Genomic DNA, 26,843 nt, shown 5'->3' with positions numbered 1-26,843 from the left:
CGGATGAATTATGGGAAACATCGATGTATAGTAAAAATACAAATATTTCTGTCGATGTATTCAGCCAATCTATGCGACTCACTCAATTGCGCTCGTTTTACGCCGTCGGCAAGCACGGCAGCGTGACGGCCGCCGCGCGGGCGCTGCACGTCAGCCAGCCGACTGTCACAACGCAGGTGCGGGATCTGGAAGAGAGCTACGGGGTGGAGCTGTTCCATCGCAGCGGCCGTCGAATCATCCTGACGGCGGCTGGGGAGACGTTATTTGCCATTGCTCAGCGAATGTTCGGCAACGAACAGGAGGCAATCGACTTTCTGAAGGAATCGGCGGGCCTGAGCACCGGCGTCATTCACGTGGGCGCGGTCGGACCATTACATGCAATGGAAATCGTCGCGGCGTTTCATCGCCGTTACCCGGGACTGCGTGTATCGATCCGGCTCGGCAACTCAGAGGAAACCGTGCGTGGGCTGTTGTCGTATGAAACGGACGTCGCGGTGCTCGCGCAATACGGCGCAAACCCCCTGCTTCACTATGTGCCCTATCGTCAACACCCACTGGTCATCATCGTTCCGGCGACGCATCGGCTGGCGCGCCGGCGCAGCGTTCGTCCGGAAGAGCTTCGCAACGAGCCCATGATCATGCGCGAGCCGGGCTCCACCACCCGCAAGGCGCTGGAAGACGCACTACGCAAGCACGGCATCGAGCCAAACTTTGCATTGGAAGTGGGCAGCCGGGAGGCCGTGCGCGAAGCGGTCATATTTGGGCTCGGCATCGCGGCGGTGTCAGAGCGCGAACATGTCGACGACTCGCGGCTGCGCAAACTGACGATCCTCGGCGAGCAGGTATCGACTCACGCGCATGTCGCCTGCCTCGCCGAGCGTAAAGCCGCACGACTCGTGCAGGCTTTCCTCGACGTGGTCAATCAGGTATTGATTGAGAAAGGCGCCGAGGGTGCCACAAGTTAGGCGCCTATTTGCCCGGACAGCGCTAGTGCCCCGCGCGCAATCTTGCCGACGCCGATTCGAGATCGCGCCACGCCGGCTGCCCCGGCGCGTAGCGCGCGCGGATATACGACGCGAGCTCGGCCATCTGCTTGTCGTCGAATACATCTGCGAAGCCGGGCATGTAGCCCAGCGATTCCGTTGCGGGCTGATCGATTCCGTGTTGCAACACATGCAGAAGATTGTCCGGTGAGGCCTGGGCAACGCTCGTGTTCAACCCCATCAACGGGCGCACGCCGAAATGGCCGACGCCGCCCGATTCCGCATGACACACCGCGCACGATGCTTCGAAAATGCGACGGCCGTTTTCGAAGCCAAGTGTCGTCGTCGAGCCCGCGTCTGTCGCAATCGCCCGCACGGCCGCAGCACGGGCGGACACCTCCGCGTCAACGGGTGGCGACAACGACGCGACGTAATGAGCCATTGCACGTACGTCGGATTCCGGCAGCGTAGCGAGCCCGGCGACGACCGGTGCCATCGGCCCCGCCGCCACACCGTGTTCCGCAGAAAAGCCCGTGCGCAAATAGTCGAATAGCGCAGCCTCGGACCACGGCACCGGCGACGCGCGCGAAGCCACCAGCGACGGCGCGTCCCAGCCTTCCGCGCTCCCGCCCGACAGATACGCAAAACCGCCCTTCTCCGCGCCGATCACATTGCGCGGTGTATGGCACGCGCCGCAATGCCCCGCGCCGTCGACCAGATACTTGCCGCGATTCCACTGCGCCGAGCGCGTCTCGTCGGGGAGGAACGGACGTGTGTCATGAAACAGCCAATTCCAGCCGGCCACCAGCCGTCTTTGATTGAGCGGGAACGGCAGGTTCGTTTTCGGCGGCGCGTTTTTGACTGGCGCTTGCGACATCAGATACGCGTAGAGCGCCATCATGTCGGACTCGCTCATCCTCGCGAACGCGGTGTACGGAAACGCCGGATAAAGATGCGAGCCGTCGCGCGAAATACCTTCGCGCATCGCTCGCGCAAACGCTTCGTACGACCAGGTGCCGATACCGGTCTGCGCATCGGGCGTGAGGTTGGTCGAGTAGACGGTGCCGAACGGCGTGTCGAGCGCGAAGCCGCCGGCATTGGTCTTGCCGCCCGGCGCGGTGTGGCAGACCGCGCAATCGCCCGCGGCGGCGATCTGACGACCGCGTTCGAGCGTGGCCGTCGACCACAGCGAAGTATCGATGGTGGAAATCGGTGCGATCGGCGCCGGCCCTGGCAGGACCGAGCAGGCAAGGCCGATCAAACCGCCCATCACGCCACCGATACCGCCCCCGGCCAACCAGCGCCGCCAACGCGACGGACGACGCGTTGGCGTAGGCGCCTCAGCCAACGTAGCGGAAGGTGCGTCAGCCAACGCGCGGCGGATGCGCTCCGCGTCGAACGGGGGCGCACGGAAACGCACGCCGGTTGCATCGAACAAGGCGTTCGCAATCGCGGCTGCGGCGGGCGCGGCAGCACGCTCTATCGTGCCGGCCTCCGCGCTCGTCAAGGCCCGCGCAGTCCCGGCTGTCGACTCGTTCAGCGCTCTCCCCGCCACGCTCAGTTCATGCGACACCGCGGCATCGCCGTTCGCAACGCCGGTTTCATCGTGGGCTGACCGGGCAAGAAAGCGCACGCCGGTGGAGCGCTCGATCGCCTCGGCCACCTGCCACGACGGCAAGCCCGAGACGCGCGCGGCACCCGGTTCGCCCGAACCACGGCCCGCAACCACGCGCCTGATCGCGACATCTCCAGTTTCACGATTCACGTCGACGTCCACGACCCACGCCGTCCAGCTATCGGCACTCGGATTCGGCGTTGCCGTTGTGACGCGCACAGGCAAACTGCCTTTCTCATCCGACGATAGCGGCGCGCCGGGTTCGAGCGCTTCGCCGTCGAACGCGAAGCCGCGGCCGCGCACCCAGGGCGACGCCGGCTCAACCTGAGCCGCGAGCGCCCCGCCCCACGCGGCACGCTCGGTCACCATGCGGATCGTTTCGCGCGCGCCGCCGTCACGCTGCGTGTCGAGGTGCTGCAGGCGCAACGCGACGGGGTCGCGTTGCAGCGCGTGGGCGAGTTCGTCGATGAACGATTCGCGGGCAAAGGCGTGCGCTTGAGCGGGAATTGCTCGAGCGGCAGAGGCTTCGACCGCTACGGACGTCTGGGCGTGTCGATACACTAGTAAAGGCGCACCAGCCTCGACGTCGTCATCGCACACTGGAGCCTCTTCGTGCTCCAGCCGCGCGCGGTACTGCCACGTTTTCATCGTGCCATCGCGCTCGTGGCCGGTCTCGACCATCATGTCCGCATAGGCCATAGCGGCTGCGTCGCCCGTTTGCGTTCGTACGGGCCATTGATACCTTTCCGACCGGTACAGTGCCGCACCGGGTTTTTCGTTCCCGACAGACTGTGCACGCACAGACTCAAGCGTACGTTCATCATCACGCACCGCTACGAGATCGTCACCGTTCTGATTCATGCGCACCTTCATGCCGCAGATATTGCGCAGCGCGACGCACCGCGTTGACGATCTCGAAGTGGGTGCCGCATCGGCACAGATTGAAGCGCAGCGCGTCGCGGATCGCGTCGTCGTCAGGCTCCGGGTTACGGTCGAGCAACGCCTTCGTGCTCATGATCATGCCGTTCAGGCAGTAACCGCACTGCGCCGCCTGTTCGTCGATGAACGCGCGCTGCACCGGGTGCAGCGCATCCGCCGTCCCCAGTCCTTCGAGCGTCGTGACTTCGCGCCCGATCGCAATGCTCGCCGGCACGACGCACGAACGCGTCGGCTGGTCGTCGACGATCACCGTGCACGCGCCACACTGCCCGAGGCCGCATCCGTACTTCGGCCCATTCAGTTCGAAGTCGTTGCGCAGGATATACAGCAGCGGCGTATCCGGCGTGGCGCCCTGAACGGTGCGACGAACGCCGTTGACGGTGAGCGTCAGCGGACCGGCGGGCGGACTCGAATGCGCCATATCTGAGCCTGTTCATAAATGAAAAGGGACGACGTTACAGCGGAAGCACGCAGCGTGCTATGGCGCCGGCGCCACGCGCTTCCGTATCGCGTGCTTGCCACTCACACACTCAGGCCGAAGCGACCTCGGCGGCCGGCGACACGAGCGGTACGTTGAACACGTCGTAGCCAAAGACCCACGACGGGTCTTCATTCGTGCGCAGCCACGTGTTGTTGTGCGAGACCAGTTGCACCTTGGAGGCGCGCGTCGCACGGTTTGCTTCGTACAGCGCGAAGGCACCCGCGTAATCCGTCGCGCCCACTTCGTCGAGGCAGCGCGTCAACATGGCGGCGTCTTCGATCGCCATCGCCGCGCCCTGCGCCATGTGCGGCTTCATCGGATGACATGCGTCGCCGAGCAGCACCAGGCGGCCGCGGCTCCACAACGGCAGCGGATCGCGTTCGAGCAAAGGCCATTTTGTAATGGACGGCGACACGTCGATCAGATTCTGCACGTCCGGATGAAAACCCGCGAACGCCTCGCGCATTTCTTCGCGGCTGCTTTCCATCATCGACACCCCCGTGGGCCACTCTGCCTGCGGCACGCCCGTGACGTAGTAGTACTCGTCGCGCGCCTCGGTCACGTAGTAGACCATCATGTGACGGTCTTCCGACCACCACTTCACGCACATGTCATACGGTTTGTGGCCGAGCAGCGACGCGGGAAAGACCGCGCGATGCGCAACATAGCCCGTATAACGCGGCGGCTCCGAGCCCAGCAGGTGATCGCGGATCTTCGAGTTGACGCCGTCCGCGCCAATCACAATGTCGGCCGTCTCGACGGAGCCGTCCGCGAAAGTCATGCGCACGTCGCTACCGGTATCTTCGACAGACTTCAAGCATTTGCCGAAGACGATCGTGCCGGGCGCAACCGCCTCGGTCATCAGCGCATGAAAGTCGCCACGATGGACCGTCAGATAGCTCGCGCCATAGGCCTTGAGCGCGTGATCGCCGAGCGGGATCTGCGAGATCGCTTCGGCCGTTTTCCAGTCGCGGCTGTACCAGAAGTCGGGATGCGAGCCCATCAGGTTCAGAGCGTCCTCGCAGCCGATGCGACGCATGATCTTCATCACATTCGGCCCCAGGTGAATACCCGCACCCAGGCGTGAAAACGCCTGAGCCTGCTCGTAAAGCCTGACGTCATAACCGCTGCGTTGCAACAACGCGGCAGCCGCCGTGCCGCCGAGGCCTGCGCCGATAACGGCGATACGGGTTTTTCTCATGATGTTCTCCTGTTCGTGCGCCCGCCCAGCGACATGCTTCGACGGCCCGGTTGAGTTCGATTAAATGTAGCGTACACATTCGAAATTCTTTCGACAACAAAAATTTTTCGTACACTCGAACGCCGAATTTATCGCCTATATACGTGTAATCGTGCATTCATTCTTGCTGTCACTCGCCTGGAACATTTTTATTCTGTTGAATTTTTATAACGTACACACTAGACTTTTCTTCAACGTACGACGCCCCTCGCCGTCGCAAGGCGCCGGGCATCACTCACATTGACCGGAGAGCATCACAATGACCAGGACATACCGGATCGGCCAGATCGTGCCGAGCTCGAACACCACGATGGAAACGGAGATCCCGGCCATGCTGCGACTGCGCGAGACGATCCGCCCGCAGCGCTTCACCTTCCATTCGAGCCGGATGCGCATGAAGAAGGTCGTCAAGGAAGAACTGGCGGCAATGGACGCCGAGTCGGACCGCTGCGCCCTCGAGTTGTCCGACGCGCGCGTCGACGTGCTCGGCTATGCCTGCCTCGTCGCGATCATGGCCATGGGTCACGGTTATCACCGCGTGTCGCAGGCGCGCCTGACGCAGCGCACGGCGGAAAACGGCGGGCAGGCGCCTGTCCTGACGAGCGCGGGGGCATTGGTCGATGCACTGCGTGTGATCGGCGCCAAACGCGTCATCGTCGTGGCGCCGTATATGAAGCCCTTGACCGAGCTCGTGGTCGACTACATCCGCCACGAAGGGTATGAAGTCATCGACTATCGTGCGCTCGAAATTCCCGACAACCTGGACGTGGGCCGCCACGATCCGGCACGCTTGCCTGACATCGTCAAAAGCATGCCTTTCGAGCAGGCCGACGCAATCGTGCTGTCCGCCTGCGTACAGATGCCGTCGCTGCCGGCGGTCGCCAAGGTCGAGGCCATGACGGGCAAGCCGGTGATTACGGCCGCGATCGCCACCACCTACGCGATGCTGCGCGAACTCGATCTCGAACCGATCGTGCCGGGCGCAGGCGCCCTGCTGTCGGGCGCTTACTGACCGCCGCCGCAAGAGGACGCACATGACTACCTTCCTGTACGGCGCGAACGTCGCGGCCAACGGCATCCGTCAGCACTATCTGCGCTACGGCGGCGCCGACGGTTCACGCGCGAAACGCCCCGCTATCGTGCTCATTCCGGGCATTACCAGTCCGGCAATCACGTGGGGCTTCGTCGGCGAAGTGCTGGGCCGCACGCACGACACGTATGTACTCGACGTGCGCGGCCGCGGCCTGTCGTCGGCATCGCCGACCCTCGACTACAGCCTCGACGCGCAAGCCGCCGACGTGGAAGCGTTCGTCGCGGCGCTCGGTCTGCGTGAATTCAGCCTGGTCGGCCATTCCATGGGCGCGCGCATCGCGGCGCGCGCCGCGCTGCATGCGCCGCGCGGACTCGTATCGGTGGCGTTGATCGATCCGCCGGTTTCCGGGCCCGGCCGCCGCGACTATCCAGGCAAGCTGCCCTGGTACGTCGATTCGATGGCGCTCGCGCGAAGCGGCACCGACGCCGAAGGCATGCGCGCGTTCTGCCCAACCTGGACGGAAGCCGAACGCCAGTTGCGCGCCGAATGGCTGCATACCTGCGACGAGCGCGCGGTACTCGCCTCCTATGAAGGCTTCCACACCGACGATTTCCACGCGGACGCCGCCCGTCTTACGGTGCCCTCGCTGCTGATGACCGCGCAGAACGGCGACGTGGTGCGCGACGAGGACGTCGCCGAACTGCAGCGCGCCACACCGGCGATGCTGCACGTACGCGTGCCCAACGCCGGCCACATGATTCCGTGGGACAACGCTGCCGGCTTTTACGCCGCCTTCAGCGACTTCCTCGGCGCGCCGCTCGCCTACTGACCGTAAAAAGGAACCGTCGATGCCAGTCAGCGACTACCAATTGATCGAAGCGTGGAAGGAAGTGCTCACGCTGTCTCGCCTCGAACCCGGCCAGAGCGTCACGATCCTGACGAGCCCGGCCACGCATCCGCAGACCTTGTCGTGCGCACTCATCGCGACGCAATCGATGGGCGCGATCGTCAATCGGCTCGATCTGCCGCCGGTGAACGGCGAGAAGGCATTCAGCCGCGATTCGCTCGCCTATCTGGGCACCACGCCACTCACCGGCAACGGCCCCGCGATCGCCGCGCTGAAAGCGAGCGATCTCGTGCTCGATCTGATGACCCTGCTGTTCTCCCCTGAGCAGCACAACATCCTGAAGTCCGGCACGAAAATCCTGCTGGCGGTTGAGCCTCCCGAGGTGCTCGCGCGCATGGTGCCGACCCAGGCCGATCGCACTCGGGTGCTGGGCGCCGCGAAGCGCATCTCCGCGGCGCGGGAAATGCGCGTGACGTCCCCGGCCGGCACGTCGCTCGTGTGTCCGCTCGGCGAGTTCGGACCCACCGCCGAATACGGTTTCGTCGACGAACCCGGCCGCTGGGATCATTGGCCGAGCGGCTTCGCGCTGACCTATCCAAACGATCGCACCGCGCACGGCACGATCGTGATCGATCGCGGCGACATCCTATTGCCGCAGAAACGCTATGTGAGCGAGCCGATCGTGCTGACTGTTGAAGGCGGCTATGCGACAAAGATCGAAGGAGGTGTCGATGCCGCGTTACTGCGCGACTACATGGAAACCTTCAATGACCCAGAAGGCTATGCGATCTCGCATATCGGCTGGGGGCTGCAGCCGCGTGCGCGCTGGTCGACGCTCGGGCTCTACGATCGTGAAGCGACCATCGGCATGGATGCGCGCGCGTTCGAGGGCAATTTCCTCTTCTCGCTCGGCCCGAACAACGAAGGCGGCGGCAGCCGCACCACGACCTGCCACATCGATATTCCGCTGCGCCACTGCACCGTGCTGCTCGACGATGATGTCGTCGTGCGCGACGGCCGCGTAATCGAACCGACACGCTGAGACCTAATGCGATGAATGCTCCCCAAACGCACGCCGAAGCCCATGTGTATCAGCAGCAAGGGTTCGGCACGCCGCTGCCCGTGCACGGCAATATTGGCCTCTTGATCGTCGACTTCGTGGTCGGCTTTGCTGATCCGTCTACATTCGGCGGCGGCAATATCGCACCGGCGATCGCACGTACCGTGACGGCGCTTGCCCACGCCCGCGCCGCGGGTTGGCCGGTCGCACACAGCCGCATCGTCTACGCGGAGGACGGCAGCGACGACAACGTGTTCTCGCTGAAGGTGCCGGGCATGGCGACGCTCACCGAAGACCATCCCAATAGTGCGATCGTGCCGGAACTGACGCCCGCGAAAGGCGAACTGGTGGTGCGCAAGACCGTGCCGTCCGCGTTCTTCGGCACGCAACTCGCGCCGTGGCTTACGCAGCGCGCCGTGCAAACGCTGCTCGTGGCCGGTGCGGTGACGAGTGGTTGTGTGCGCGCCAGTGTTGTCGATGCGATGTCATATGGGTTCCGGCCGCTGGTGTTGTCCGACTGCGTCGGCGATCGGGCCATCGGCCCGCACGACGCGAACCTGTTTGACATGCAGCAGAAGTACGCGGCGGTGATGCCGCTCGCGGACGCGCTGGTCGCGATCGAGCAGCGCGTGCGTTGACGCATGAGCGTGGTGCACATCCAGGGACTCCGCCCGTGAATCGCTCCGAACTTCTGGCACGCATCGGCCGTCTTGCCGTAATCCGGCGGCCGGCTGCGCCCGTCACGCCCGCCGCCGGACAGCCAGGCAGCCTCTCGACCTACGTGCCGGACGTACCCGAAGTCTTCGTCGCGATACTCGATGACGGACGGATCCTCGCGTTCAACGGTCACGTCGATCTCGGCACGGGCATACGCACATCGCTCGGCCAGATCGTCGCGGAAGAACTCGACGTGCCGGCGAAGCGCGTCACGGTGCTGCTCGGCGACACCGCCGCCACGCCGAATCAGGGTCCCACGATCGCCAGTGCGACGATCCAGATTTCGGCGGTACCGCTGCGTTGTGCGGCGGCGCAGGCGCGCGGCGCGCTCTTCGAACTCGCGGCGCAGCGCCTCGGTGTCGCCATAGAACAGCTTGCCACTGACGACGCCCGGATTTTCTGCGCGGCCAACCCGAACGGCGCACATGTGACTTTTGCCGAACTGCTCGCTGGCCGCAGCATGACGCTTGAACTCGACATCGCCACACCCGTCAAGGATCCATCGACGTACCGGCTCGTCGGGCGTTCATCGCCGCGCGTCGATCTGCCGGCGAAGGCGACCGGCGCATTGACCTTTGTGCATGACATGCGCGTGCCCGGCATGCTGCACGGGCGGGTGGTGCGTCCGCCTTATAGCGGCATCGATAGCGGCGCTTTCGTCGGCACATCTTTCGAGCAGGTTGAACGCGAATCCGTCGCCCATATTGCCGGTGTACGAGACGTGGTGGTGATCGGCGATTTCATCGGCGTCGTGGCCGAGCGCGAAGAACAGGCGATTCGTGCCGCACGCGAGTTGCGCGTCAAATGGAAGCCGCTGCCGCCGCTCGAATCTCTGGATGATCCAGGCGCTGCGATCTCCGCTGCGCCGGCAAAACGACGGCCTCTGCTGGAAGAAGGCGACGTCGAATCCGTGCGCGGCCTGCCCGGCACGACCACGTTGTCGCGCACCTACGTGTGGCCTTATCAGATGCATGGCTCGATCGGTCCATCGTGTTCGGTGGCCGACTACCGGGAGCCCGGCAAGGGACGCATCACCGTCTGGTCGGGTACGCAGAATCCGGTCTCGCTACGCTGCGATCTCGCGACTCTCCTGCAACGCGACGAAGCCGACATCGACGTCGTCCGCATGGAAGCGGCGGGCTGCTACGGACGCAATTGTGCGGACGACGTCTGCGGCGACGCACTGCTGCTCTCGCGCGCGGTCGGTGCGCCGGTGCGCGTGCAGCTCTCGCGTGCCGACGAACACACGTGGGAGCCGAAAGGCTGTGGCCAGGTGGTGGACGTCACCGGCACGGTGAGCGACGACGGCCGTCTTCTCGGCTACGACTTCGTGACGCGCTATCCGTCGAACGATGCACCGCTGCTCGCGTCACTGCTGACAGGCGCCGTCGCCCCGCAAGCGCGTGTCTTCGAAATGGGCGACCGCACCGCTGTCTCGCCGTACGAAAGCCCACACCGCCGTTTCGCATGCGACGATCTCGCCCCGCTCGTGCGTTCATCATGGTTTCGCGGTGTGTCGGCGCTGCCCAACTCGTTCGCGCACGATTCGTTCGCCGATGAAATGGCCGCGCTAACCGGCTGTGACCCACTGGATTTTCGGTTGCGCCATCTGAACGACACACGCGCCGCCGAACTGCTTGAAGCGCTTGCCGCGCGCGCCGGTTGGAAGCATCGCAAGCGCGGCAGTGAAGCGGCTAACGAGCGCTATGCGCGCGGACATGGCATCGCTTACGCACGCTACGTGCACAGTCGCTTTCCGGGTTTTGGCGCGGCATGGTCAGCGTGGGCTGTGGAACTCGTTGTTGATCGCGTGACCGGGCAGGTGCGGGTCGAGCGCATCACGGTCGGCCAGGACACCGGCACGATGATCAACCCCAACGGCGTCCGTCATCAGATTCACGGCAACGTGATCCAGGTACTGAGCCGCTCGCTGAAGGAGCGCGTGCGATTCATCGACGGCAAGGTGGCGAGCCGCGAATGGGGCAGTTATCCGATCCTGACTTTTCCGGAATTGCCGGCCGTCGACATCGTGCTGATGCCGCGTCAAGGCGAACCGCCGCTGGGCGCCGGCGAATCGGCCTCCGTGCCTGGACCCGCCGCGCTCGCGAATGCGATCTACGACGCGACTGGCGTGCGCCTGCTCGCGCCGCCGTTCACGCCAGAGACTGTGCGCGAAGGTTTGCGCGCCGCCGGCAAGCTGCTGGCGGCTGAACCGGCGCAGGCGACGAATATTTAGGAGCCAGGCAAGACGATTACGGTGTGACTCACTTACTCGCCGTCTGCATCCGACTCCATCATTTTGCGCAGCAGAAACAGCATGGCGACGCGCTCGCCCGCATTCAGCGCGCCGTAGGTGCGCTCCGTGACCTCCTGGGCGAACGGCACGGTACGCTCGATCAATGCGAGGCCGGCCGCGGTGGGACGCACGACGAGCTTGCGTCCGTCGTTCGGGTCGGCGCCCACCTCGATCAGTGCACGCGCCTTCAGACGCTCGACGACGCCGCGGATCGTCGCCTGATCGATTGCAGTTGCTTTGACGATGTCGTTCAGTGAGCACGGTTGCTGCTCTTTGACCGCACACAGTGCGACGAACTGTGCGGCGGTCAGATCGGAATCAGGAATCGCTTCCTGAAAAATCGCGACGTGCCGTTGATACGCACGACGCAACAAGTGGCCGATCTGATCGTGAAAGTCGTAGGAATCCTTGCGCGGCGCCATAGGGGTACAAGGCCGGGCGGCCTGAAGACGAAAGAGAAAGAGTGTACACCCTCTAACCGGACCCTCAATACGACCTTGATCAAGCCCTCGCATCGGGTGGCTTATTTGTAGCTAACACGCTTTACATTTTCCGTGCACTTTCGTTGTGCAACAAGCACGAACATGCTCGTAAAAAAGCACGGATTACAGGCATTTTTACGAGGAATAGAGCGACTCAACGAGGAAATTCGATGGGCTTTGATCAGTATTTTTCGACATCGTATTTTGAAGCGTATACGCTACGTTTTTAGCGTGATACACAGATATCTGCAAGCGAAGTGCGAGTGATCTCTGTCGCACGACATCCACCTTTTTTCGCACCACCTTCCGGGAGTGGCAGTCATGGCGAATGTTTATCAGGGCAGTGCCGTGCTCGACACGAGCAGCACCGACAACAGCGATCTCTATCGCAAGGTTACGATCCGTCTCATCACGTTCTTCTGTCTGTGTTATTTCGCGGCGTATCTCGACCGGATCAACATCGGTCTCGCGAAGCTGCAGATGCTCGACGCGCTCAAGTTCAGCGATACCGTCTACGGCCTGGGCGCGGGTCTGTTCTTCGCCGGCTATATCCTCTTCGAAGTACCGAGCAATCTGATTCTGCAGCGGGTTGGTGCGCGCTTGTGGATCGCGCGCATCATGATTACCTGGGGTCTGCTGTCGGGCGCGACGCTGTTCGTCACCACACCGATGCAGTTCTATATCGTGCGCTTCCTGCTCGGCGTCGCCGAAGCCGGATTTCTGCCGGGCGTACTGCTCTATCTGACGCAGTGGTATCCCGATGCACGCCGTGCTCGCATCGTGGCGCTGTTCATGGTCGGCTTGCCGCTGTCGAGCATGATCGGCAGCCCGATTTCCGGCTGGATCATGGCGTTCTTCAACGGCGCGCACGGCCTGGGCGGCTGGCAATGGCTGTTCCTGCTCGAAGCGCTGCCGTCGATCGCGCTCGGCATTGCGATCCTCGCGTGGCTGCCGAATAACATCGAATCTGCCCGCTGGCTCACAGCCGCGGAGAAGAAAACGCTGCGCGCGAATCTCGACGCGGAGCCGTCCGGCAACAAGAGTCATTCGCTGAGCGGCGCCTTCGTCGACTTCAAGGTGTGGGCGCTCGGCCTCATCGATCTGTGCGTGCTGCTCGGGCTGTACGCAACGAGCTTCTGGCTGCCGTCGATTCTGCGCGATACTGGCGTCGCCGATCCGTATCACATCGGTTGGCTGATGGCGATTCCGAACGCGTTAGCCGTGTTGAGCACGCTTTACTGCGGCGCCAGTTCCGACCGGATGCGCGAACGCCGCTGGCATATCGTGGTCCCGTTCCTCGTCGCGGCGGTTGCGCTGGTTATCGCCGGTGCGGGCCACCACGGCACGGTTGCAACGGTCATTCTGTTCTCGCTGATCAACGCGGGCGCGGCCGCTGCAATGCCCGTGGTGTGGTCGCTGCCTTCGACCTTCCTGAAGGGCCCCGCTGCTGCGGCGGGCATCGCCTTCGCCTGTTCGATCGCGAACCTCGGCGGTTTCGGCAGCACGTATTTCATCGGCTGGCTGCGCGATACGTTCCATTCGCAAAGCGCAGGTCTGTTCGGCTTCGCCGCATGCATGATCGTCGGCTGCGCGCTTGCGTTGACGTATTCCGCCAAGCTCGTGAACCGCTGATCGATTCGTTGCGATGCGCGCGCCTCGCCGCGGCGCATCGTGACGCTTGCCTGCGTGGCAAAAGAATCGCGGGGAGAAGCGGTTGGAGAGCCTGGTGTCGGCCTGTTTTATGGGAGTTTGCCGAGAAGAGCGCTGAATTCGTCTTTCTTTAATGCACGGAGCGTTTGCGTGCGGACATTGCCTGCGGAGCCGAGCGCCAGGCCGAATGACATAAAGCTTTGCTCATCCGGTGCTTCCACGATGGTGACAATGTCGTATTGGCCCATCGTCCAGTAGATCTCCTTCATTTCACAGCCAAAACTCCTGGCCATCTCAGCCGCTTGACCAGCCCGCTGTGCGCTGTTTTTGACGTTGCGGATACCCTGATCAGTAAATTGCGCAAGAACCACATAAGTTGCCATGACGATTCCCCTTACGATTACTACAAGTCGGGATTCGGGCGCGCAGGCTCGACTGCGAACGCTACTGCAATCGAGTTGCTCGAAAGCGTCCTGCACGTAACCTGATTGTAGGCAATGGAATCGCCGTCACTGGCTGTTTGGCGTCCTGGACCGTTAATGAGACGTGAGGGTCTAGTGATGCACGTTTCACTTAGCTGAAACTGAGTTCACCGAAGTCGAGCGAGACCAGCAGTGGCTCCGGCACCTTCTGCATGGCCTCGTCATAAGCGTAGATTCGACGCGTGGTCGGCATCATGATGCCTTGGAAGTCGCGATAATTAGTCGTGTAATTCGCACCGGTCGCCCCACCTAGAATGTCGACCGTGTAGTCGTGGCGCCGCATGAGCCCATCGGGCCCGAAATGCGTAATTTGGGTTCTGGTGTGGCTCGCAACATAGTCCGGGAAGGTGACTTTCAGGCGCCGCCACACTTCGCCGTTTTCGTGCCACGGCTCGATCTCCTCGCTTTCGAAACCGGGGTAGGTGTAGAGAAACGGCGAAGTCAAATAGGTCCAAAGCGCTTCGCTGGCGAAATAGGCAACGTGAAATCTGTCCCACGGAGTCTCGACGGTCTGCCCGGCAAAGGAGGCTTCCGGATTGTCACGGCTTTCTACGACTTCGCCAACCAGAGTCTCCAGCGTAAGCCTGTCCGGTACGAACACGCTGCGCATGTCGGGTGCGCTGAATGGCGTGATCGTCAACCGCTCTGTGTGCGTGTCGATCTCGAAGATTTTGTCGGTGAGCAGCCCCGCTTGTTGCTTCAAATGCCAGATCGCCCCGTCGACCGACAGGGCCGCTTTGAGTTTCGTGAAATCGTTCCAGCGCCCCAGACCGCCGTGCGCTTCCACCGCGAAAGCCAACAGTTCGTTCATTACCTACTCCCGAATGAGTCACGACTTCAAACACGGGTCCGTCACGGCGGAGATGTTTCGCAGGATATGTACAACCGCAGGGCTACGTCGGTACGTTCCCGTACCGGGATGCGAAAAGGCGCCCCCCTACTTTGCAGCGTTTCCGATGAGAAAAGTTGCTCGATGGTCTCATGAGCCGGGCGCTACCCAGACCCGCCCTTCTCAAATGTTATTATCGGAAACATCGAACGCCGCGCAAGGCGAGTATTTAAGCCAGCCCCATGGACACCCACCTCAGCAAACCCGCCGACCCATCGACAACCGACCTCGGCCGCCGCGTCCGCGCCGCCCGCCAGGCGCAGGACCTGACGCTCGAAACCGCGAGCCGCCTCTGCGGCGTCTCCCGCTCGACCCTCTCCAAAGTCGAAAACGGTCTGATGTCCCCGACGTTCGACGTCCTGCAGAAAATCGTGCTCGGTCTGAAGATTGAAATCGGCGAGCTGTTCGGCTCGACGCCCAAAGTCAGTGCCAGCGGCCGCCGCGCGTTGACCCGCAAAAACGAAGGCCAACGTCACGCCTACCGTGGCTATCAGATGGAGTTGCTCGCCACGGATCTGGCGCACAAAGCGATGTTGCCGTTTCGCATCCGCATCTCGGCGCACACGCTGGATGCCTTCGATGACTGGGGCCGTCATGAGGGCGAAGAATTCCTGTACGTGATCAGCGGCAGCGTGTGTCTCTATTCCGAGTTGTACGCACCGACGCATCTGAATGCAGGCGACAGCCTTTACTTCGACAGCCGTACCGGGCACGCAGCAGTGTCCACTAGCGACGAAGACGCCGAGGTGTTGTGGATGGCAACCAGCGCCGACATTCCGCAGACGTCGGCTACTGCGGAACCGGCGAAAAAATAGCGAAGGCGCAATGGCTCCTTAACGGCGCGCCGCCAACGCCCGCTGCGCTAGTTGCGCGATATGTACCGCGTGCTGCCCGGTCCCCTGTTCGATCTGCTCCCGGCAACTGAAGCCGTTGGTCAGCACGATCGTTTCCGCGTTTGCCGCCGCAGCGGCACGCACCGCTGGAAACAGCGTGTCTTCACCGATCTTCTCAGACAGAGCGTGATGCTCGTCGTTAAAGCCGAACGATCCCGCCATGCCGCAGCATCCCGTATCGAGCAATTTCCACTTCACGCCAAGCTTGTTCAGCAGCGCGGTATCACCTTGCATACCGAACAGCGCCTTCTGATGACAATGCCCGTGCACGATCACGTCCGCAGGAAGTGTCGGCCATTCGAACGGCTGACGCGCGACGAAATCGGAAAATAGAAACGTCTGCGCTGATAGTTGCGTCGCTAAAGCATGATCGGGGAATTGCTTCAGCAGTTCGTCCTTGAACACCGATAAGCAACCGGGTTCAAGACCGACCAACGGCACGCCAGCGGCGATGTCCTCGCCGAGGTCATCGAGAATGGTGGTCAGCAACTCGCGCGCACGGTCGAGTAAGCCGAAGTCATACAGCGGACGCCCGCAGCACAAACGGTTCTTCGGCAACACGACGTGCCACCCCATTTGCGTCAGCACATCGGCCGCGGCCTGCGCGATCTCGGGCGTGAAGTGATCGTTAAACGTATCGACCCACAGGATGACTTTCTTCACCTCACCACGAGAGTTAGCATCAAGCTGTGCCTGAGGCGAACGCCGAGCAATCTGCCGATATGTCCGCGTGGCAAACTTCGGCAACTCACGCGCTTGCGCCACACCGGCGACCCACTTCCCAACCGCAGCCAGCCCCGGCGCCGACGTCATAAAATTCGTCAGCCGCGGAAAGCGCGCCGCCCATGGCGCCCACTCGCCAATGCGCCCCATAAACAACGCCTGACGCGGTCGGCGATTCGTCTCGTAGTAATGCGAAAGAAACTCCGCTTTGTACGACGCCATATCCGTATGCGTCGGGCAATCGGACTTGCAGCCCTTGCACGCGAGGCAGGTATCGAGTGCCTCTTTCACTTCGCGGCTTTGCCAGCCATCGGCAATCACGTCGCCTTGGAGCATTTCCCAGAACAGATGCGCGCGGCCACGTGTCGAGTATTTCTCTTCACGTGTTGCGCGAAAGCTCGGGCACATGGTGCCGCCTTCGAGCGAGCGGCACTTGCCCATGCCGATGCAGCGTTCGATTTCACGCTGAAAACCCTCGCCTTCCTGGCTCGCGAAGGTGAGCTTCGTTTGCAGTGTCACGGGCTTGTAGGCCGGGCCCATGCGCAGGTTTTCGTCGGCGCGATACGCATGCACGACCTTGCCGGGATTCAATCGATTGGCCGGGTCCCAGATCGCCTTGAACTGCTCCATTGCCTGCATCAGTTCGGGGCCGTACATGATCGGCAGGAACTCGGCCTTGGCCTGGCCGTCGCCGTGTTCGCCCGAGAGCGAGCCGCCGAATTCGACGACCAGTTCCGCCGCTTCGCGCAGAAACATGCGCCACGTCGCGACGCCTTCCACGCTGCGCAGATCGAAGGTAATGCGTGCATGAACGCAGCCGTCGCCGAAATGGCCGTATAGGCTCGTCTCGTAGCCATAGCGATCGACCAGCGCCTGAAACGCACGCAGATAGTCGCCGAGACGCATAGGATCGACCGCCGCATCTTCCCAGCCGACCACTGGATCGGGCGTGCCCGCATCCACCGACAAGGCCACCGCCGACGCGCCTGTCTCGCGAATCGACCACACCTTGGCTTGTAGCACACGATCTTCAACGAGCATCGCCGACACGTTCGGCCCTGCCTTGCCCGACGAGAAATACGCCGCAGCGGTTTGCGCCTGATGCACGGCGTCGTCTTGCGTATCCGCGCCGAACTCGAGCACGACCCACGCATCGCCGGCCGGCAGAAGCGCGATCTCATCCTTCTTCAACCCGCGCGCTTGCAAGCCGCGGATGATCGCACGGTCGAGTCCTTCGATCGCGATCGGCCCGCAGCGCATGAAATGCGGCACGGCGTCCGCGGCGGTGTAGATATCAGTGAAACCGACTACGACGATCACGCGTTTCGCCGGACTCTTGACGAGCCGCACTTTCGCCTGCAAGGTCACCGCACAGGTGCCCTCGGTGCCGACCAGCGCACGCGCGACGTTGAAGCCGTTTTCCGGCAGCAGTTGATCGAGATTGAAGCCCGACACGCGCCGCTTGATCTGCGGGAATTTCGCGCGAATCTGATCGGCGTAGGTGTCGCGCAGTTGCTTGAGCGCGGTGTAGATCTCGCCCTGGCGGCCGCCTGCTGCGATGATGCGTTCGAGTTCGTCGTCCGAAGTGGGTCCCACCCAGAAACGCGCGCCATCGAAGGTCGCGATCTCCAGCGCCTCGACGTTCTCGACCGTTTTGCCGGCCATTACCGAATGCGCGCCGCACGAGTTGTTGGCGATCATGCCGCCGAGCGTGCAGCGACTGTGCGTCGCGGGATCGGGTGCGAACGTGAGGCCGTGTGCTTCGGCGGCGTCGCGCAAGGTGTCGCAGATCACGCCCGGTTCGACGATCGCTACGCCCGCCAAAGGATCGACCGACACGACACGGTTCACATACTTGCTCGCGTCGGCCACCACCGCGACGTTCACGCATTGACCGTTCTGCGAGGTGCCACCGCCGCGCGGGAGAAAGGGCACGTCATTGCGGCGGCAAGCGGCGAGCGTTTCCAGCAGATCGTCGACGTCCGATGGCACCACCACGGCGAGAGGGACTTGCCGATAGTTCGACGCATCTGCCGCATACAACGCTTTCGAGCCCTGATCGAAGCGCACTTCGCCGCGTACGTTGCGGCGCAGATCGGCTTCGAGCGCCTGCATCACAGCAGCAGTCCCTTGAAAGGGCTTGGCAACGCGCGGCGCTTTCGACGAGCCATGAGCCGTGTCGCTCAACGAAGCCTTCACGCCGGCGCCCTGCTCTTCATCCAATGACGTTCCCACCTTGCCCCTCATGTCTCGTGTTCAACGTCCACGCTATTACATTGCGCTTAAGAATTAAGCCGCCTGGCTCGCGGTCATCTTGAAGATGCCCTGTGCGTTGCCCGCGTCGAAACGCAGGTCCGTTTCCCAGCGGCGCGCGTCCTGATCGAAGGTCCGCTTGCGCGTGATGAACTCGTAGAACGAACCCGGCACGTCGCGCGTGACGATGCTGCCATCGGCCGCGCGGAATTCGCGCCGCACGATGTCCGCACGGTACGCGGTCTGAAACACGCGGCCCGAACGCGAACGCTCGACTTCCGGCTTCATCGGACGACCCTTCGCCTTTTCGTCGTCGGAGAGCTTGAACACGTCCGCGACGCGATCGGTAGCGTGATTGAAAGCGTTGCCTTCGGTCGCGATCCACGCCATTTCGGCCGACTCCTTCAACAATACTTCGTAATCGGCTTCGCGTGGCGTCTCATGCTGCCGCGCGAACGCGCCGACGATCACCGTCAGCAATGCGTGAGCCGCCTCGAGCGGCAACACGCCTTCGCGTTCGAGTTCCCACAACTGGCCGGCGGCTTGCGGCGTCAACGGATCGCGCGAGGCGCCGATCACGTTCGTCACCGCCTGCTGAAACTCCGCCGAGAAACGCTCGGGATGCAATTCGCTGACGAAGAACTGCGCGATCTCGTCGGGGGCGTCATCGTGCGCCCAGGCGCGGCCGGTCATGCCCAGGCGGTCGAGCGGATAACGACCGTTGATGCTGAAGCCGAGCGGACGCAGGATGCGCGCGAAAGCCGCTTCGCCCAGCGGCAGCGCGCCGCTCTCCGCCCAGCGCACCGTGCGCAATGCGCCATGATCGAAGTAGACGCTGCCGCCAGCGGCGATCGCCTCCTCGGTGTACTGACGGCCATTCGCCGAGCGCGCCAGCAGGTTTTCGAACAGCGCCATGTTCATCGCCTGCGCCAGTTCGGCGCGGGTGACGGTGCCGTCCTCCCATTCGTTGAGGATCTGCGGATGGTTCAACGTAGCGAACAGCCTCGCGGTTTTCTCTGCACCGAGCAGTTTCAGCAACAGTTGTTCGACATTCGCATTCTTGATGTTTCGCATATCGGTTCCGGGCAGGTGCGGTGAGCACGCGTTCGTGTGTTTGAAGATGGCCTGCCGGCGTGGCTTCAAGGCGCAAGCACGGCATCGTTGGATGCGAGATTATTCAAATTCGCAGCGCCGCCGTAAAGCGAGATAAAATCGCCACTTGATGCGTTTTTGGAATTAACGTGCGAAAGTTCAAGATCCCCAACATGGGCGCGCTGCTCGCTTTCGAAGCCGCCGCGCGGCACGAGAGCTTCACGCATGCGGCGCGCGAGCTGTTCCTTACCGAAAGCGCGGTGTCCCGGCAGATCAATACGCTGGAGAGCAATCTCGGCGTGCGGCTGTTTGTGCGCGTGAAACAACGCGTCGTGCTGACCAAGGCAGGCAAGGTCTATAGCGCGCAGGTGCGGCGCTCGCTGGAACAACTGGACCGCGACACGCTGTCGATCATTGCGCATGGCAGCGGCGGTGGGTATCTGGAACTAGCGGTGCTGCCGACTTTCGCATCGCAATGGCTGATTCCGCGGCTGGCGGCATTCAACGCGCAGTATCCGGACGTGCGGGTCAATATGGGCGTGCGCACCGGCACGTTCCCGTTCGCCGATACGCACTTCGAGGCCGCGATTCACTACGGCAAGCCGACATGGCCGGGCACATCGGCGGATTTTCTGTTTAGCGAGGAAGTCGTGCCGGTGTGTGCGGCGAGTCTGCTAGCCCGACCCGTGAAAACTGCCGCTGATCTGCTGGACTACCCGCTACTGCATTCCACCACCCGGCCTGATGGCTGGGCGTCGTGGTTCGCCAACCTCGGCGTCGACGATAACCGGACGATGCAAGGGGTCCGCTACGAACTCCACACGATGCTGATCAGCGCCGCCGCGACCGGTCTCGGCATCGCGCTGGTGCCCCGGTTTTTTGTCGACGCACAGCTCGAGCAGCTCGGGCTTGTGATGCCGCTCGACGCGCCCGCCGTCGCGGATTCGGCTTATTACCTCGTCTATCCGACGGAGTTGAGTCACGGCAGGCCGCTCACGAGCTTTCGCGAGTGGCTGTTGCGGGAAGCGGCGGCATACAGCGCGGTAAATCCTGGGCTGGCGGGCAATCCCGATACCGACTGATTCAGCGGTTAGCGCCGAATGGCAAACGGCAAGCGGCAAGCGGCAAACGCCAAGCGTTAAGCGCCGGGTTGCTCGCGTGCCTGCGCCAACGCGCTCAAATTGCCTTCGCCGAAACCGTGGTGCCCCTGCCGTTGCACGATCTCAAAGAAGATCTCACCGGCGCCGCGCCGCACAAAGGTCTGAAAGAACAGCAGCGGCACGCCGTCGGCGCCGATCTCGCCATCCACCAGAACATGCGTGCGCTTCAGGCGCTCGACATCGAGGCCATGACCCGGCAAACGGGCATCGAGTTGCTCGTAATAGCGCGGCGGCGGCACGACGAACTCGACGCCGTTCGCGAGGAGTTGCTCGACGCACGCAAAGATATCGTCGGTGGCGAGCGCGATGTGCTGCACGCCTTCGCCCGGATGATCCGGCAGATAGTCGTGCATCAGATTCGTGCGGCGCGTGCCTTCTTCATACAAAGGCACGCGGATCGCGCCGCATGGCGACACCATCACGCGCGATTCCGCCGACACATGCCAGTTCGCGTGCAGCTCGTGAATCTCACGGAAGTTGAGCAGGTCGCGATAGAAGTCGAGCCACTCCTGCATCCGGCCCTCACCGACCGTTTGCGTCAGATGATCGACCGCCACGAGACCGGTGCCCGCGTGACTCAGATCGGCTTGCGCGGTATCGATCTCGATCGGACGGAAGTCGATGTCGAAGATCGAAATGTCGCCGAGGCCGCCGCGCTGGCCGCCACGGCCGCGCCACCGGTCGACGAAATAGATGTGCGAATCGCCAATGCCCTGGATCGCCGGAATCAGCAACTCGCCCGCACCGAGGCGCTCGCCTTCGAACGCCCATGCACCGAGTTCGATCGCGCGGTCGAAGGCGCGCTGCGCATTCGCCACGCGAATGCCGATCGCGCAGATGCCGGCGCCATATTCCTCGGCGTAGCGCTCGGCAAACGAATCTGGCTCGGCGTTGATCAGGAAGTGCATTTCGCCCTGGCGATACAGCGTGACGTCCTTGCTGATATGGCGCGCAATCGCCTTGAAGCCGAGTTTCGTGAAGGTCTCGCCGAGCGCCTTCGGCTCGCGCGAGGCGAACTCCACGAATTCGAGGCCGGCGGTGCCGAGCGGATTGTGCTCAGGCGCCGACACGGCGCGCAGCGCGGCGTCTGGAGTGGGCAAGTCGCTGGGCATGGCAATCTCCTTGTGCAGTCTTTCTTACGCTGTTGCGCGTGTTCGTGATGTTTCTGCTGTTCGGTGCACGCCGTCATTCACCTGGAGTGACCCGTAGTGTGACACCGTATGCGTGGTGTGCCGCAGCAATGCGGCCCGCGACGGCTTTTGCACCGTGTTTGTACACCGGGTAGCAGGGCGTTCGCAACCTTCATTTTGTACTGAACGGTTCACGCGAGGGAAATCGGGCCGCAGCGGGCGTCTACTGCGCTTCCCGAGGCTCCCCCATCTCCAGTTCCGCCTGGAGGCGTGCGTCAGATCTTGGACATGCCGCCACGGCTGCGTTTCGATGCACGTTTAACCGCAGGCTTGCCAGCAGCAGCCGCCATGCGCAGCTGCGCAACCTCGCGCACGGCATCGATAAACGCCCGTCCCACCGGCGACGGCTGCGTGTCCGACCGCCGGATGAGCCCCACAGGTTCGCCGGTGCCCGCGAACGGCAAGGGCAAACGCACCAACATGCCGTGCGCCAGTTCATATTCGACGGCGCTCAGCGGCACGAACCACACTGCGTCATTCTCCAGCGTCAACGCACGCCCCGTCGATACCGACAGCACTTCGACAAACCCCGACAACGGCGGCACGCCCCACGCGCTCAGCAGACTTTCAGCCGATTGCCGGATCAGCGTGCCGAACGGCGGCAGCACCACCGGAAAATCCTCCAGCGACGTGGCCGGCAAGCCGGCCCCCAGCGCCAACGGATGCCCGGCGCGGACCACGGCAATCAACGGTTCGCTGAAAAGCTGCTCGAAACTGAGCCCAACCATCCGTTCCGGGTCCGCCAGACGCCCGATCGCGAATTCGATCGTGCCGGCCTTCAAACGCTCGAGCAATTCGGGGTTGGCGCCGGTGGCAAGGCGCACGATCACGCGCGGCCAAAGGGCGGCGAAGCGCTTCAGCACCGGCGGCACCAGCGCAGCTGCGACGGTCGGCAGAATGCCGATTTCCAGCGTGGCGGCCGCCGCGCCTTCCGCGCGCGCCAGCAGATCCACACCCTGTCGCAAAGCACTGACACAGGCGCTCGCATGCGGCATGAAGAGCTGCCCCTCGCGGGTCGGCACGGCGCCGTGGCGGCCGCGCTCGAACAGCTTCACGCCGAGAATCGCCTCCAGTTCGGCAACCGTCTTGGATACCGCGGGCTGCGTAATGGACAGGCTTTCGGCAGCCCGCTGCACGCCGCCGAACTGGGCGACAGCCAGAAAGCACTGGAGATGACGGAATTTGACGCGGCTGTCCGCGAGGCTGCGTTGCATAACGGCAGGTTATACGAAATGGGCGAAAACGTCATTTTGCATAACCTCTCAGGTTAGATAAAGTCGCTCCATAAAGCCGTATCCCACAATTCTCGAAGGAGACACTGATGGACGATTCCTTTCTCACCGCGCGCGACTTCGCGTCCCACCCCGCCTACGTCTATCCCGGCTACGGCTCTTCGGTCAAACGCGGCCCGACGCGTCCGCTGATTCCGCTGAAGGAAAAACTGCGCGACCAGCGTGTACCGGTCTACGGCACGGAAGACCTCGGCGCGCTCGATCACGACCTGACGCGCAATGCGGTGCGTAATGGCGAGCCGCTCGGCGAGCGCATCATCGTGACGGGCCGTGTGCTCGACGAAGGTGGCCGCCCGGTGCGCAATACGCTGGTTGAAATCTGGCAAGCCAACGCAGCCGGCCGCTACGTGCACAAGAACGATCAGCACGACGCGCCGCTCGACCCGAACTTCCTCGGTGCAGGCCGCTGCATCACCGACAACGAAGGCCGCTATCGCTTTCTGACCATCAAACCGGGCGCATACCCCTGGGGCAATCATCCGAACGCGTGGCGTCCGAATCATATTCACTTCTCGCTCTTCGGCGACCATTTCGGCTCGCGCCTCGTCACGCAGATGTATTTCCCGGGCGACCCGCTACTGGCCTTCGACCCGATTTTCCAGGGCACGCCCGAGCACGCACGCGACCGCCTGATTGCAGGCTTCTCGCTCGATACGACGCAAGAGGCCTATGCGCTCGGCTACGACTTCGACATCGTGCTGCGCGGCCGCAACGAAACCCCGATGGAGCGCTAAGCCATGACGACCCTCAAGCAAACGCCTTCGCAAACGGTTGGACCGTACTTCGCCTACGGTCTGTGCCCGCAGCAATACGACTTCGCCTTCAAGAGCCTGTTTACGCCGGTTCTGGCCGACCGCGAGGCGGCCGGCGAGCACATCACGATCGTCGGCCAGGTGTTCGACGGCGACGGCAAGGTGATCGGCGATGCGATGCTGGAAGTGTCGCAGGTAGACGCACACGGCCACTACCCGGAATCACGCGAGGAAATCCTGAAGACCGGTTTTCGCGGCTTCGCCCGCGTCGGCACGGGCACCGATCCGCTCCAACGCTTTGTCGTTGAAACGGTGAAACCCGGCTGCGCAAACCCGGACGAAGCGCCGCATCTGAATGTGATCGTGACGATGCGCGGCATGCTGCTGCACACCTTCACGCGCATCTATTTCGAGGATGAAGCCGAGGCTAACGAACGGGATGCCGTGCTGGCAGCGGTTCCTGCGGACCGGCGTGGCACGCTGATCGCGCGCCGCGAGCCGAACACGGCCAATGTGTACCGGTTCGATATCTATATGCAAGGCGACAAGGAAACCGTGTTTTTCGACCTGTAACGCGGATTTTCTATACTTTCATAAAGCTTTCACATACACTGGAGATGATCCGTCTTGCGACTGGATCGCGAAACTCCGAGTAGGTTAAGCCCGCCCCGCGCGGGCTTTTTTTTTGGATGCCGAATCAATGGGCACAACGCGATATCGCGCAGCCACGCAGGAAACGATTTGCAGAAGAAACTGAGGCCCCGCTCAACAGCGGAAATGGTCGATGTTCTGTCCAGCGTAGATTGCGCGTGCAAGCCAATCGGGCTTTTCGCCATGACCGTCCCACGTATTCCCGTAGGCGTCGCGATACATCACGGCCCGGACTGCAGCTTTGTCGGCTTCGATTGCATCAGCAAGCGCTTCAATCGTAATGCCGTATTCGTCCATACGTCGGCGGATCCACACGATCAGGCGCTCACGCGCATTCCCGTCGAGGTCGAACAGCCGTTGTTCTTCTCGCTCTTTCATAACGTACCGGTTTCGCGGCTGATAGTGCTCGCGTTTGAAAAACAAAAAGCTTCGCAAAACAACGCGAAGCCTATGCGTAAATCAGATGGGTTGAGTGCAAATCGAACTTGCGACGCCTCTCCCGATGCGTGAGAACCCGCATCGGGGATCATGCCCAATAAATCCTGGATTTAGGGGAATTCGTCGGCAAACGGCTCGAATCGCGCCCGGTCGGCCTTGGTGTTCCAAGGCTGCTTTAGCGTATGGGAGGGCATTCTAGCATCCAATTTCCGCCGCTTGCAGCAACTGATTGTCTGCGTGCGGCGCGCGCTTTTTTTGGGTCATTTCCGTTCGCTTTCGGCCTTGCTCTCGGCACCGGCCTGTGCAAATTCCTACGAGTTCTATTCATACCGGCCAAAAACAAAAAATCCCGCTCTGTCATGCTATGTTTCACGGATCCCACGGCCCCATCTCGCCGCCTATAGGAGACGCACAAAAATGCCCGCCCCGACCGCCATCATCACAATTCTCGCCGCACTGCTGCTCGGTGCAATGAGCCCAGGACCGAGCTTCGTTATCGTTGCACGCAATGCGATCGGACTCTCGCGCGGCGACGGCCTCGCCACAGCGGCCGGCATGGGCATTGGCGGCGTGTTCTTTAGCGGTATCGCCTTGCTCGGCCTGTACACCTTGCTGGCGACGGTGGAATGGCTGTACGTCGGCTTGAAAGTGGCCGGTGGTCTTTATCTGATCTACCTTGCGTCGAAGATCTGGCGCGGCGCGGCCAAACCGCTCGCGTTCGATGCTGCGCAAGCCGCCGCTACCAACGTACGCAAATCGTTCTGGATCGGTTTGAGCACACAACTCAGCAATCCGAAAACAGCGGTCTACTACGGCAGTATCTTCGCGGCCTTGCTTCCGCAACATCCGCCGCTGTGGTGCTACTTCGCATTGCCCCCCGCAATCTTCGCCATTGAAGCCGGCTGGTACACCGTGGTCGCGCTGTGCTTTTCGAGCAAACGTCCGCGCGAAGTCTATCTGCAGTGGAAGGCCTGGATCGATCGCGTCGCCGCCAGCGCAGTTGCCGCGCTCGGATTACGCCTGATCCTGACAGCGCACAAAGTGGGTATCTGAAACCGAAATTCCGCGCGAGGGGCTTGTCGTGTCGCGCAATGCGGCAAGCCAGTAACGGGGGCCGCATCGTCGCCCGTCGAGCGTATGCGAGCACCGCCCATAACAAAACAGTTACAAGATAAATGTTGACGCTGGCATGCCCGGCGGTTACTGTGGCATCCGAAGTTCAAGAAGTTCGATTGCTGTTCATCAATGTCTCGCTCCTCAGCGGTATTCGTTGTCCTCTCCCTCCTTGACCCTTCACGCGCTCCTCAACCGAGCAAATTTTTCTATTTTTTACTCAAGGATTCTTCATGGATACCGGTACCGTTAAGTGGTTCAACGACAGCAAAGGCTTTGGCTTCATCACCCCGGACAAGGGCGGCGACGACCTGTTCGCGCACTTCTCCGAAATCAGCGGCGACGGCTTCAAGACGCTGGCTGAAAATCAGAAGGTGAGCTTCGAAACGAAGCAAGGCCCGAAGGGTCTGCAAGCGGCTAACATCAAGCCGATGTAAGTTTGAAGGGCTCGGTGTCCGGCAACGGACATCGGGCTGCAGCGACATCCTCGCGGAGCTTTGTCTCCCACAGTTGGCGCGATCGCTTTTAGCTGCATATATTGTTCAGCTAGCCTAAGCGCCAAACGCCTCGTT

Annotated in this window: 24 protein-coding genes; 13 read left to right on the top strand and 11 right to left on the bottom strand. The window is 62.4% G+C overall.

Annotation, left to right across the window (positions count from 1 at the left end; genetic code table 11):
* The first annotated feature begins 23 nt into the window (after positions 1–23).
* Positions 24–965, top strand: coding sequence for a LysR substrate-binding domain-containing protein (locus KHO33_RS04010; protein WP_328822795.1), 942 nt, complete (start codon positions 24–26; stop codon positions 963–965).
* Positions 966–987: 22 nt separating this feature from the next.
* On the opposite strand, the gene KHO33_RS04005 is transcribed toward KHO33_RS04010, so the two are convergent.
* From KHO33_RS04005 to KHO33_RS03995, 3 genes are all read right to left on the bottom strand, one after another.
* Complete coding sequence (locus KHO33_RS04005; protein ID WP_407946155.1) at positions 988–3,297, bottom strand: c-type cytochrome; 2,310 nt, start codon at positions 3,295–3,297, stop codon at positions 988–990.
* 145 nt (positions 3,298–3,442) lie between these two features.
* Positions 3,443–3,958 carry a (2Fe-2S)-binding protein gene (locus tag KHO33_RS04000; protein WP_200561421.1) on the bottom strand — a complete coding sequence of 172 codons (516 nt, stop codon included), beginning with the start codon at positions 3,956–3,958 and terminating at the stop codon, positions 3,443–3,445.
* Positions 3,959–4,067: 109 nt separating this feature from the next.
* On the bottom strand, positions 4,068–5,219 hold the full coding sequence (locus tag KHO33_RS03995) for an FAD-dependent monooxygenase (protein WP_093635026.1): 1,152 nt from the start codon (positions 5,217–5,219) through the stop codon (positions 4,068–4,070).
* A 298-nt stretch (positions 5,220–5,517) separates the two neighbouring features.
* On the opposite strand from KHO33_RS03995, the gene KHO33_RS03990 reads away from it, so the two are divergent.
* From KHO33_RS03990 to KHO33_RS03970, 5 genes are read left to right on the top strand one after another with little or no spacing between them, the layout of a single operon-like run.
* Positions 5,518–6,270, top strand: coding sequence for a maleate cis-trans isomerase family protein (locus tag KHO33_RS03990; protein WP_028194760.1), 753 nt, complete (start codon positions 5,518–5,520; stop codon positions 6,268–6,270).
* A 22-nt stretch (positions 6,271–6,292) separates the two neighbouring features.
* Positions 6,293–7,120, top strand: a complete 828-nt coding sequence (locus KHO33_RS03985; RefSeq protein WP_200561419.1) for an alpha/beta fold hydrolase — start codon at positions 6,293–6,295, stop codon at positions 7,118–7,120.
* Positions 7,121–7,139: 19 nt separating this feature from the next.
* The gene (locus tag KHO33_RS03980; protein WP_200561417.1) at positions 7,140–8,180 is read left to right on the top strand and encodes a M29 family metallopeptidase; all 1,041 of its coding nucleotides are present in this window, start codon (positions 7,140–7,142) and stop codon (positions 8,178–8,180) included.
* Positions 8,181–8,191: 11 nt separating this feature from the next.
* On the top strand, positions 8,192–8,836 hold the full coding sequence (locus tag KHO33_RS03975; RefSeq protein WP_054034852.1) for an isochorismatase family protein: 645 nt from the start codon (positions 8,192–8,194) through the stop codon (positions 8,834–8,836).
* 35 nt (positions 8,837–8,871) lie between these two features.
* Positions 8,872–11,151, top strand: coding sequence for a xanthine dehydrogenase family protein molybdopterin-binding subunit (locus KHO33_RS03970; protein WP_200561415.1), 2,280 nt, complete (start codon positions 8,872–8,874; stop codon positions 11,149–11,151).
* A 32-nt stretch (positions 11,152–11,183) separates the two neighbouring features.
* On the opposite strand, the gene KHO33_RS03965 is transcribed toward KHO33_RS03970, so the two are convergent.
* A complete protein-coding gene (locus KHO33_RS03965) occupies positions 11,184–11,633 on the bottom strand; it encodes a MarR family winged helix-turn-helix transcriptional regulator (protein WP_054034851.1) in 450 nt (149 codons plus the stop codon).
* 381 nt (positions 11,634–12,014) lie between these two features.
* On the opposite strand from KHO33_RS03965, the gene KHO33_RS03960 reads away from it, so the two are divergent.
* On the top strand, positions 12,015–13,325 hold the full coding sequence (locus tag KHO33_RS03960; protein ID WP_200561413.1) for an MFS transporter: 1,311 nt from the start codon (positions 12,015–12,017) through the stop codon (positions 13,323–13,325).
* 107 nt (positions 13,326–13,432) lie between these two features.
* On the opposite strand, the gene KHO33_RS03955 is transcribed toward KHO33_RS03960, so the two are convergent.
* Both KHO33_RS03955 and KHO33_RS03950 read right to left on the bottom strand, forming a co-directional pair.
* Positions 13,433–13,726, bottom strand: a complete 294-nt coding sequence (locus tag KHO33_RS03955; protein ID WP_054034849.1) for a GYD domain-containing protein — start codon at positions 13,724–13,726, stop codon at positions 13,433–13,435.
* A 190-nt stretch (positions 13,727–13,916) separates the two neighbouring features.
* Positions 13,917–14,636, bottom strand: coding sequence for a hypothetical protein (locus KHO33_RS03950; RefSeq protein ID WP_200561411.1), 720 nt, complete (start codon positions 14,634–14,636; stop codon positions 13,917–13,919).
* A gap of 260 nt (positions 14,637–14,896) precedes the next feature.
* Here KHO33_RS03950 and KHO33_RS03945 point away from each other — a divergent pair, with 260 nt between their 5' ends.
* Positions 14,897–15,529, top strand: coding sequence for a helix-turn-helix domain-containing protein (locus tag KHO33_RS03945; protein ID WP_054034847.1), 633 nt, complete (start codon positions 14,897–14,899; stop codon positions 15,527–15,529).
* Positions 15,530–15,547: 18 nt separating this feature from the next.
* On the opposite strand, the gene KHO33_RS03940 is transcribed toward KHO33_RS03945, so the two are convergent.
* Positions 15,548–18,565, bottom strand: coding sequence for an FAD-binding and (Fe-S)-binding domain-containing protein (locus KHO33_RS03940; protein WP_200561409.1), 3,018 nt, complete (start codon positions 18,563–18,565; stop codon positions 15,548–15,550).
* A gap of 54 nt (positions 18,566–18,619) precedes the next feature.
* Positions 18,620–19,657 (bottom strand): DUF1338 domain-containing protein, encoded by a 1,038-nt coding sequence (locus tag KHO33_RS03935; protein ID WP_200561407.1) that lies wholly within the window; start codon positions 19,655–19,657, stop codon positions 18,620–18,622.
* A gap of 167 nt (positions 19,658–19,824) precedes the next feature.
* Between KHO33_RS03935 and KHO33_RS03930 the strand changes: the two genes are divergently transcribed.
* Positions 19,825–20,757 carry a LysR substrate-binding domain-containing protein gene (locus tag KHO33_RS03930; RefSeq protein WP_200561405.1) on the top strand — a complete coding sequence of 311 codons (933 nt, stop codon included), beginning with the start codon at positions 19,825–19,827 and terminating at the stop codon, positions 20,755–20,757.
* Between the two features lie 56 nt (positions 20,758–20,813).
* Here the strand turns inward: KHO33_RS03930 and KHO33_RS03925 are convergent, their stop codons facing one another.
* Positions 20,814–21,947, bottom strand: a complete 1,134-nt coding sequence (locus KHO33_RS03925; RefSeq protein WP_054034846.1) for a 4-hydroxyphenylpyruvate dioxygenase family protein — start codon at positions 21,945–21,947, stop codon at positions 20,814–20,816.
* Positions 21,948–22,240: 293 nt separating this feature from the next.
* A complete protein-coding gene (pcaQ, locus tag KHO33_RS03920; protein ID WP_200561403.1) occupies positions 22,241–23,239 on the bottom strand; it encodes a pca operon transcription factor PcaQ in 999 nt (332 codons plus the stop codon).
* Between the two features lie 107 nt (positions 23,240–23,346).
* Here pcaQ and pcaH point away from each other — a divergent pair, with 107 nt between their 5' ends.
* Together pcaH and pcaG are read left to right on the top strand one after the other, a co-directional pair.
* Positions 23,347–24,051, top strand: coding sequence for a protocatechuate 3,4-dioxygenase subunit beta (gene pcaH, locus KHO33_RS03915; protein ID WP_054034844.1), 705 nt, complete (start codon positions 23,347–23,349; stop codon positions 24,049–24,051).
* A gap of 3 nt (positions 24,052–24,054) precedes the next feature.
* Positions 24,055–24,642, top strand: coding sequence for a protocatechuate 3,4-dioxygenase subunit alpha (gene pcaG, locus KHO33_RS03910; RefSeq protein WP_200561401.1), 588 nt, complete (start codon positions 24,055–24,057; stop codon positions 24,640–24,642).
* Positions 24,643–24,834: 192 nt separating this feature from the next.
* Here pcaG and KHO33_RS03905 read toward each other — a convergent pair whose 3' ends face one another.
* Positions 24,835–25,098: an H-NS family nucleoid-associated regulatory protein gene (locus tag KHO33_RS03905; protein WP_054034930.1), complete on the bottom strand. Its 264-nt coding sequence runs from the start codon at positions 25,096–25,098 to the stop codon at positions 24,835–24,837.
* A gap of 477 nt (positions 25,099–25,575) precedes the next feature.
* Here KHO33_RS03905 and KHO33_RS03900 point away from each other — a divergent pair, with 477 nt between their 5' ends.
* Positions 25,576–26,211, top strand: a complete 636-nt coding sequence (locus KHO33_RS03900) for a LysE family translocator (RefSeq protein ID WP_200561399.1) — start codon at positions 25,576–25,578, stop codon at positions 26,209–26,211.
* A 293-nt stretch (positions 26,212–26,504) separates the two neighbouring features.
* Positions 26,505–26,708, top strand: coding sequence for a cold-shock protein (locus KHO33_RS03895; protein WP_007178877.1), 204 nt, complete (start codon positions 26,505–26,507; stop codon positions 26,706–26,708).
* Positions 26,709–26,843 lie beyond the last annotated feature (135 nt).

The sequence above is a fragment of the Paraburkholderia nemoris genome, assembly GCF_905221015.1.
GTDB lineage: Bacteria > Pseudomonadota > Gammaproteobacteria > Burkholderiales > Burkholderiaceae > Paraburkholderia > Paraburkholderia nemoris.
This window is presented reverse-complemented; position numbering and strand designations above follow the sequence as displayed.